This is a genomic window from Nocardiopsis salina YIM 90010 (genome assembly GCF_000341025.1).
GTDB lineage: Bacteria > Actinomycetota > Actinomycetes > Streptosporangiales > Streptosporangiaceae > Nocardiopsis > Nocardiopsis salina.
Genome location: NZ_ANBF01000158.1, coordinates 1 through 768, shown reverse-complemented (window position 1 = coordinate 768; position 768 = coordinate 1). Strand labels below are relative to the sequence as shown.

The following is a 768-nucleotide window of genomic DNA, read 5'->3' as shown; positions in this document are numbered from 1 at the left end:
CTCCTCGGCAGGCGGCTTCGCCACGAAGCCGCAGCCCCGGGCGCGGAACCCTGCGCCCGGGGCTTCGGTCGGCGGTCGGCGTCGAGTACCTCGAGGCCCCCGGCCGGACCGAGCCGGCCGGGTGTCACTGCATCGCGGAGTAGGCGCGCCGCAGGGTCCGCAGCCCGCGCAGGCTCGCCTCGTACCGCGCGCCGACCGCGAGCAGGACCGCGCCGACGACCGCGAACGGGAGCCAGTTGGGCAGCTCCACGAGCAGGTCCATGAACGGCGGCCCGAACGCGCGCACCGACACCGCCAGCAGCGCCGCACCCCCGATGACCAGCGGCGCCCGGAGGCGGGAGCGCAACCCCCACAGGGTGACCGCGAGCCCGGCGGCCACGACCGCGAGGATCCGCAGCACCGGCTCGTCCTGCACCACGGCGAGCACCGTGGACGGCGCCAGCAGCAACAGGAGTCCGCCGCTGTGCGCGAGCCAGCTGGAGGGCACGGAGCTGCGGTCAGCGCGGCGGCTCCACTCCCGGCCCACGACGATCGCGGCCAGTGCCGGAGGTGCGGTGTAGGCCTCGGGGACCGTGACGTCCCAGGAGGCGAGCGCGGTCCACAGTGCCGCGAGCATCAGCGCGGTCCCGCCGAGCGCCAAGGGTCGCCGGTCGGGGCGCACGGCAGTGCACAGGGACACCAAACCCAGGCACGCGAGCCCGAGCGCGACGAGTTCCCCGCGCACCCCGAAGGCGATGGCCAGAGCGAGCGCGGCGACGGCCCACAGGG

1 protein-coding gene is annotated in these 768 nt (G+C 76.2%); it reads right to left on the bottom strand.

Translation table 11 applies throughout. The annotated features are described in order from the left end of the window. Positions 1-124: 124 nt before the first annotated feature. The coding region (locus tag D474_RS32330; protein ID WP_017614877.1) for an SCO7613 C-terminal domain-containing membrane protein at positions 125-768 on the bottom strand (644 nt) is incomplete at its 5' end.